Origin of the sequence: Succinimonas sp. (assembly GCF_045225735.1) — a bacterium.
In the GTDB taxonomy this organism is placed as follows: domain Bacteria; phylum Pseudomonadota; class Gammaproteobacteria; order Enterobacterales; family Succinivibrionaceae; genus Succinimonas.
Genome location: NZ_JBGVBR010000153.1, coordinates 1 through 6,932, shown reverse-complemented (window position 1 = coordinate 6,932; position 6,932 = coordinate 1). Strand labels below are relative to the sequence as shown.

Annotated in this window: 7 protein-coding genes and 1 pseudogene; 6 read left to right on the top strand and 2 right to left on the bottom strand. The window is 54.2% G+C overall.

Going from position 1 to position 6,932, the window contains the following annotated elements:
* The coding region (locus ACJROR_RS05530; protein ID WP_406546219.1) for a hypothetical protein at positions 1 to 459 on the bottom strand (459 nt) is incomplete at its 3' end.
* Positions 460 to 571: 112 nt separating this feature from the next.
* Positions 572 to 1,123 carry a type III secretion system chaperone gene (locus ACJROR_RS05525; protein ID WP_406546218.1) on the bottom strand — a complete coding sequence of 184 codons (552 nt, stop codon included), beginning with the start codon at positions 1,121 to 1,123 and terminating at the stop codon, positions 572 to 574.
* A 277-nt stretch (positions 1,124 to 1,400) separates the two neighbouring features.
* Here ACJROR_RS05525 and ACJROR_RS05520 point away from each other — a divergent pair, with 277 nt between their 5' ends.
* The 6 genes and pseudogenes from ACJROR_RS05520 to ACJROR_RS05495 form a co-directional block, all read left to right on the top strand.
* Entirely contained in the window at positions 1,401 to 1,949 is a 549-nt protein-coding gene (locus ACJROR_RS05520) for an adenine phosphoribosyltransferase (protein ID WP_406546220.1), read from the top strand.
* Positions 1,950 to 1,998: 49 nt separating this feature from the next.
* Positions 1,999 to 2,964 carry a hypothetical protein gene (locus tag ACJROR_RS05515; protein WP_406546217.1) on the top strand — a complete coding sequence of 322 codons (966 nt, stop codon included), beginning with the start codon at positions 1,999 to 2,001 and terminating at the stop codon, positions 2,962 to 2,964.
* Positions 2,965 to 3,161: 197 nt separating this feature from the next.
* Positions 3,162 to 4,250, top strand: a pseudogene (dnaX, locus tag ACJROR_RS05510) (DNA polymerase III subunit gamma/tau); the annotation flags it as partial.
* Between the two features lie 26 nt (positions 4,251 to 4,276).
* A complete protein-coding gene (locus ACJROR_RS05505; protein WP_406546216.1) occupies positions 4,277 to 5,905 on the top strand; it encodes a hypothetical protein in 1,629 nt (542 codons plus the stop codon).
* A gap of 86 nt (positions 5,906 to 5,991) precedes the next feature.
* Positions 5,992 to 6,324: a YbaB/EbfC family nucleoid-associated protein gene (locus tag ACJROR_RS05500; RefSeq protein WP_406041712.1), complete on the top strand. Its 333-nt coding sequence runs from the start codon at positions 5,992 to 5,994 to the stop codon at positions 6,322 to 6,324.
* 173 nt (positions 6,325 to 6,497) lie between these two features.
* Positions 6,498 to 6,932: recombination mediator RecR (locus ACJROR_RS05495; RefSeq protein WP_406546215.1), on the top strand; the 435-nt coding region annotated here is incomplete at its 3' end.

Here is a 6,932-nt window from a genome sequence, read left to right as displayed (position 1 = left end):
GCGGGGGCTTACATGGTCTGCCTGCCCGCGCTGATTTCCCTGCTGCTGAACCTGATTAGGCTGCTGGAATTCCTGCGCCAGACTGCGAATGGTCTTCAGGGAGATGAAGGTGCTTCTGATGGAGATGAGATCCCGGAGGGTGAGACGCTGCTTGCCGCTTAACTGTCTTTCGTTAAGGTGCTTTTTCAAAATGTTGTCTACCTTGTCAGCAGCTCCTTCAACCTCATTCAGGCTATCTACAAGCGACCGCCTGAGGGTATCCAGCGTACGCCGGGATTCCTGGTTAATGGATGGGGAGTTGAAAGAGAAAAGTCCCCGGCTCCGGTTGCTGACCTCTACCTGGCCTGCTGCGTTGATGATAACCTTGGCGCCCGTGTTATTAACAGCATTGTTATGGGGATTATCTATGCTGTTGAAGATCTTCCCGAGATCCCTGTTTACAGTAAGATTAAGTGTCATTTTCGGATTATTTCCTGATTAAAAAAACGCGTCCTCCTGCCGGAAGCCGCATGGGCTTCCGGATAACCGGCAGGGAGGGAGAACATACTCCCTGCCGGAACAATCTTTTTGATTAAACCGCCATGGTATTCATTTCCGGAGAAAAGGGCGGGACTGCGGCGTTTTCCTCTGCCTCGTCGTCATCATCGTCGTCATCGTCGGTTATTACGAAGCCGTATTTATCAAGCTCCTTTTCTTCCCGGAGATTCTTCTCAATGTCCTTTACCGTTTCCTGGTAATACTCCTGAAAGGCCTCCCGGGTTTCCGCAAAGCTGAGGAGACAGCTTTCCAGAGAGTCTTCGCCGGATTCGGAGTATCTTTGCTGCAGCACAAAGACTTCCGCAGTATCAGAGAAGGCTACGGTTTGATCCGCGGGCATGCTCCAGCCGAAATTTGTTCTGAGCATGGTCAGAGCGGTTAAAAGCTGCGTCTTGGGGTTCTCCGGCATTTCGCCGATGTCGGAGGCCAGCAATACCTGACCGGAAGAAGGATTGAAGTTCAGATGAATGGCGAAGGCATCTTCGTCCCGGCCGGTCATAATGACGCAGTGGTTGTTTTGGTCAAGGCAGAGATCGCCGTCTCCCAGGGTCTTCAGAATTTCGTTAACTTTCTCAGTTGTCAGCATTTGGAACTCCATATCATATACAGTTATACGCTGTGAGCATTCTCACAACGAGACAATAATGCCAAGGTTACATTTTTTTTCAATGTTTTTGAAGATAAGGTTTTCAAAGAAGTTTTTCAGAGAACGGGACTGCGGACGGGGGCGGTTTTGCCGCCTCTGTCAGAAAAGATCGCTGTTACCGGAGGATCTCATGTTGCCCGGGTCTCCGGTGTGATATTATTTTCTCGGGGATCATTTTCAGTGATACACCCCGTCAGTCAGCGGAGGACTAATTGTGATCAGTGCAGAGTGTTTAGAATTTCTTAATGCGAGTTTAAAATCCATTCCCGATTTCCCGAAGCCGGGGATCATTTTCCGGGACATCACCTCGCTCTGCGAGAACCCCAAGGCTTTTGCCATGCTTTGCGAAGCCATGGCAGACTCCTTCAGGTACATGGGGATATCCAAGGTTGCCGCCACCGAAGCCCGGGGCTTTGTGTTCGGATCTCCGGTAGCCGCAGCCCTGAATTCCGGTCTCGTCATGATTCGCAAAAAGGGGAAGCTGCCCCGGGAGGTTTACCGCGAGGATTATGAACTGGAATACGGATCCGACACTCTGGAGATTCATCAGGATGCCATAAGACCGGAGGATCGGGTGCTGATAGTGGATGATCTTATTGCCACCGGAGGCACAATGGAAGCCGCCATTAAACTGGTGCAGCGCTGCGGCGGCCGGGTTATGGGAGCCTCCTTTGCCATCAATCTGGCGGGGCTGGGCGGCGCTCTGAAAATCCAGCAGGAATTCGGGATTAAGGTATTCTCTGTTTTGAATTTTGACGGAGCATAATCCGTTAAGAGTCCGGGGCGCCATTCGGGTGTCAGGGAGCAGGAAATCGATGGTATCAGGTGCGAAGATTAAAGCAGCGGTCTTTATTATGGCCGGCCTTGCTGCTATAGGGGCTGTTACGGGGGCGGTTATGGCCGTGGTTAATCCGGAAGAGGATGTGCCGGTATGCGGCGGGCATCATGAGTACTGGGATAAATCCGTGTCTCAGGAGATCAAGTCTGAAGACATTACCTATTTTTCCTTCAATGCCATGACCCGCATGGCCATGCTGGCGATTCCCGAGCAGGGCGCGGAAAGCTGTCCCTCCTATGCTGTCAGGATGGAAAAGGATGATGCCGGCAATGTTGCGGTGGAGGCCCGGGGCGGCGGCGAGAGCCGGCACCGGGACGGCACCAGATTTCTGGTGAAGTACCGGGTTCCGGATGACGGACTTCCTGCGGCTTTGATGCAGCTTGTCAGAAAATATAATCTCAGCCGGGATAACGGGCATGTGAGTCATACTGACGGACTGCCTTCGGGAGACGGAGAAACCCTGAGCGTCAGGTTTGCCTCCGGGGAGTCTATTTACCGGAACAATAACGTGTTTCCGCTCCTGGAGAGAGCGGCTTCCTGCGCCATCTATGAAACCTTCCGCTCCTTTGCCAAAAAGCAGGGCTATGATTTCACCACGGAGGGATCCAGCGAGCCTGTTTACGATGATCCCACACCGGAAATGCTGCAGGGGGTCTGGATCGGGAAGCATTTCGGCCGGGACTGCCGCGCGGAGTTTTCCGGAAACCGCGTCCGCATCTGGTATGACGGCGAACTCACCGATGACACGGAATACGTGATTTTCGAGGGCAGCGTCAAGCCCAATCGGCTGTCCTCCCGTTCGTCTCCTAGTGACAAGTATCCGGAATATGACTCCTTCAATGCCTTTGTGAGCATCAGCAAGAAGAATGACTTTACCTTAGTGGGCCATGTTTACCGGAACAAATCGTCATCCTCGGTGGAGCTCCTGCATCAGAAGAATTAGCAGCGGCAGAAGACCGGCTTTGTCAAAGGAAACGGCAGCAGGTCTGAAATTTTCCTGCCGTCCTGGCGCTGCGGCAAACAAATGCGGTAAACAATTTGCGGAAAATTCTGTAAAATGCCCCCGGGCTTGTGTTTTTTTATCTATTTCATGTTTCGGATAAGCTTCCCGGGAAGCAGACCGAGCTTTTACGGACGATTATGGCTTCATATACAGTTCTGGCGCGGAAATACCGACCGCAGACATTTCAGGATGTGGTAGGGCAGACTCATGTTCTTGCAGCCCTGTCCAATGCTCTGGACTCCGGGAGACTCCATCATGCCTATTTGCTTACCGGCACCCGGGGCGTGGGCAAGACCACTATCGCCAGAATTCTGGCCAAGTGCTTCAACTGCAAGGAGGGCATTACCTCCAGGCCCTGCGGCGTGTGCGATAACTGTCAGGCCATTCAGAACGGTACCTTCCCGGATCTTATCGAGATCGACGCCGCCTCCCGCACCAAGGTGGAGGATACCCGGGACATTCTGGACAATGTGCAGTACAGTCCGCAGGCAGGCCGCTTCAAGGTATACATTATCGACGAAGTGCACATGCTGTCCGGAGGATCCTTCAATGCTCTCCTGAAAACCCTGGAGGAACCGCCGGAATATGTTAAGTTCATTCTGGCCACCACCGATCCCCAGAAGCTTCCGGTTACCGTGATTTCCCGCTGTCTCCAGTTTCAGCTTAAGGCGCTGACTCTGGACGAAATCAGAAATCAGCTCAAAAACATCCTGAATCGGGAGGAAATCAGCTTCGAGGAGGACGCTCTCACGGAGCTGGGCCGGGCCGCCCGGGGCAGCATGCGGGATGCTCTCAGTCTTACGGATCAGGCCATTGCTCTGGGGGGCGGCCGGGTTACCTCTGCCGGAGTTACCGCCATGCTGGGAACTCTGGATACCTCCTATCTGACGGAAATTCTCAATGTTATCGCGGAGAACAGCGGCGCCCGGTTATCCGGGGTGCTGGAGACCGTGTCCGGCGTAACTCCGGATTTCGATGCTCTTCATGTGCGGCTGGCCCAGATATTTCATGATCTGGCCCTTTATCAGGTAGCCGGGCCCTGCGAGGATCACTACTGCCTTAAAGGGGATCTCATGGCCGAGTTTGCCCGGAAGTTTTCTCCTGAAGAGCTGCAGCTTTACTATCAGATTGTCCTGGAAGGACGCCGGGAGCTTCCCTATGCTCCGGACGGACTTTCCGCCTTTGAAATGACTCTCCTCCGGCTTTTGGCCTTTAATTTAAAAAAAAACGGAGAATAGCTGAAAAGCGCCGGGTGCGTTTTCCGGCTCTGGCTGCTTCCGCTCAGGAGGAGGCGCTTCTGGCGGTTACCCGGCTGGTAAACAAGAACATTCCCAAAAAGCCTCAGGGGAATTCCCTGGCGGTTCTCAGCGGGGTGGCTGAAGCCCGGAAGGATCCCCGAAACGCCTTTGGCGCTCAGATGGCGGATCGGCTGGGACAGGCTCCCCGGGTTTCCAATCAGTCCGCCGCTCTCAGAAATCAGAAAAGCGACGATCCCCGCCATGAGCGCCTTCAGGAACTTAAATCCAAGTATTCCGGCATTTTGGACTATATCTCTCTTCTGAATGAGACCATGGCCAGAGTCAGCAAGGATCTGGAGAAAAAACGCGAAGATCGCTACGAGCAGGAAAGGAAAAATCTGCTCCGGAAAAAGCAGGACGAGGGCGAAAAAAAGAGCCGCGAAAATGCCGCAGTGACCCGGGGCAATCTGGAGCTTTCTCAGGAAAAGGCCGCCTTTGCCGCTTCCCCCATTGCTTCGGCCATGCAGACGGAGAAACGCCTTAAGGATTCCCTCTCCGGAGATACCGGACGGATTCCGGAGCCCACCTATACCCGGGTGCCGGGCATGGACTCCCTGATTGCCAGCGCTATGGGCCCCGAGGTTCCGCCGGAGCTCAGATCGCAGCAAAGAAATGCAGCTCCTGCCCCGGCCGCCCCTGCTTCTCCGGTGCCGCCGGCTCCGGCGCCCCGGGCAGTGCCGGAGGCCCCGGTTCCGCCGGCAGCGCCGTCTCAGGCATTCCGGGCCGCTCCCGCCGCTCCGTCTTCTCCGGTGCCGTCGGCTCCGGCGCCACGGGGAGGGGCTCAGGCCCCGGTTCCGCCGGCAGCGCCGTCTCAGGCGTTCCGGGCTGCTCCCGCGATCCCTGTTTCTCCCGTTCCGCCGCCTCCTGCCATGCCGCCTCAGCCTGAAGCTCCCCGGAATGATTACGGCAGTGAGCCTGTGCCGTATCCCGAGGATGAGGACATCCCGCCGGTGGAGGACTCTTTCCCCGAGACCCAGATCGTCAGCTTTGCCCAGGACGGGGACGATGAAACTGACATCAGCAACAGCATGGTGTTTACGGATGTGGATCTTAATATCCAGCAGGGGGGCGGTTCTTCATCCTATATTCAGGCTCCGGAACCGGCTGCGGATGAGGTTTCGTTTTCGGGAGAGCCGGTTACGAGCCACCGGCATTATCTCAGGGATGTTCAGGATTCCTTTACTCAGGATATAATGCGCGCAGATTTGCAGGAGGCGGAAAGGGCTGTTATTATATTCGCCGTCCGGCTGCCTGATTCCACTCCGGAAAGATGGCATCTGGCATGGCCTGACAGCTATGAGCTTCTGGTTAAGGGCGATATTGTCGACAATATGAACCGGGAGTTTTCCGCGGCTTTGGGACACAAGGTGGAAATTACCGCGGATTTCGGTTCCGGCGCTGATTTCAGCGGCTGTCCGGATGCTTTGGCCCGGGCTTACTGTCGGAATATGTACGCTTCGGAAAAGGAAGCTCTGCTCCGGAGTCCGGTGTTTCAGGAGCTGGCCCGGGGGCTGGAGCTCAATCTCCAGGGGGCGCAGTTCTACCTTGAGGATCGGAATAAGACTTCGGGCGGGAAATCGTGATTTTTAACCTGCAAAATGCGGTGCAACCGCGTTTTGCAATTTTGCTGTAGGCAAACTTTTTTTGATTATATTTGAAAGGACGAACTATGTTTGGAAAACTCGGAGATCTGGGCAATCTGATGAAGCAGGCTCAGAACATGCAGGACAGAGCTAAAAAGGCTCAGGAAGAAATTTCCGCCTACGTTGCCCAGGGTGAAGCCGGCGGCGGTCTGGTTAAGGTTACCATGACCGGCGATCATTTGGTTACCAAGGTGGAAATTGCCGATTCCGTATTCGGCGATGACAAGGAGATGTGCGAGGATCTTCTGGTAACGGCGCTTAACAATGCCAATGAACGCATTCGGGAATTCGCCAGCGACAAGATGAAGAAGGTAACCAACGGCATTCCTCTTCCTCCGGGCATGAATTTGCCGTTCTGATATTTTTTTGCGGCAGGGGGGAAATGGTTCCCCCTGTTTTTTTATCAAATATTCAGCATAAAGCATCAGCGGATTTTTCAGAAAACGGCGGCGGGAACTGAGATGATTTCAGAGATGTTTCGGTATTGCCGCGGAATGATTATGCAAAATCCTCCGGCTTTCAGAGTAAAACCATGAAATTCAGTCCTCTTCTTGATAATTTAATAAAAGAGCTGCAGATTATGCCGGGCATCGGCCCCAGAAGCGCTCAGAGAATAGCATTTTCGCTGCTGGATCGGGATCGGGAAGGAGCCCTCAGGCTTTCCAAGGCTCTGGAAAAGGCCGCGTACCGCATTAATTACTGCAGCGAATGCCGGAGCTACTGCGAAGGGGATCTTTGTGAAATCTGCAAAAGCGAGACCCGGCAGAACACCAGGGTGCTCTGCGTGGTGGAATCGCCCTCCGATGTGCTGGCTATTGAAAAGACCGCTGAATTCAGCGGCACGTATTTTGTGCTCCATGGTCATCTTAACCCGCTGGAGGGCATCGGCCCCCGGGAGCTCCATCTGGATATCCTGGAGGGGCTCATTGACAAATATCGTTACAAGGAAATTATTCTGGCCACCAAT

Excerpts from the sequence above, each read along its gene's own strand:
- ACJROR_RS05525 (WP_406546218.1), bottom strand. The coding sequence starts at position 1,123 with ATGCTGACAACTGAGAAAGTTAACGAAATTCTGAAGACCCTGGGAGAC.
- ACJROR_RS05515 (WP_406546217.1), top strand. The coding sequence starts at position 1,999 with ATGGTATCAGGTGCGAAGATTAAAGCAGCGGTCTTTATTATGGCCGGC.
- ACJROR_RS05500 (WP_406041712.1), top strand. The coding sequence starts at position 5,992 with ATGTTTGGAAAACTCGGAGATCTGGGCAATCTGATGAAGCAGGCTCAG.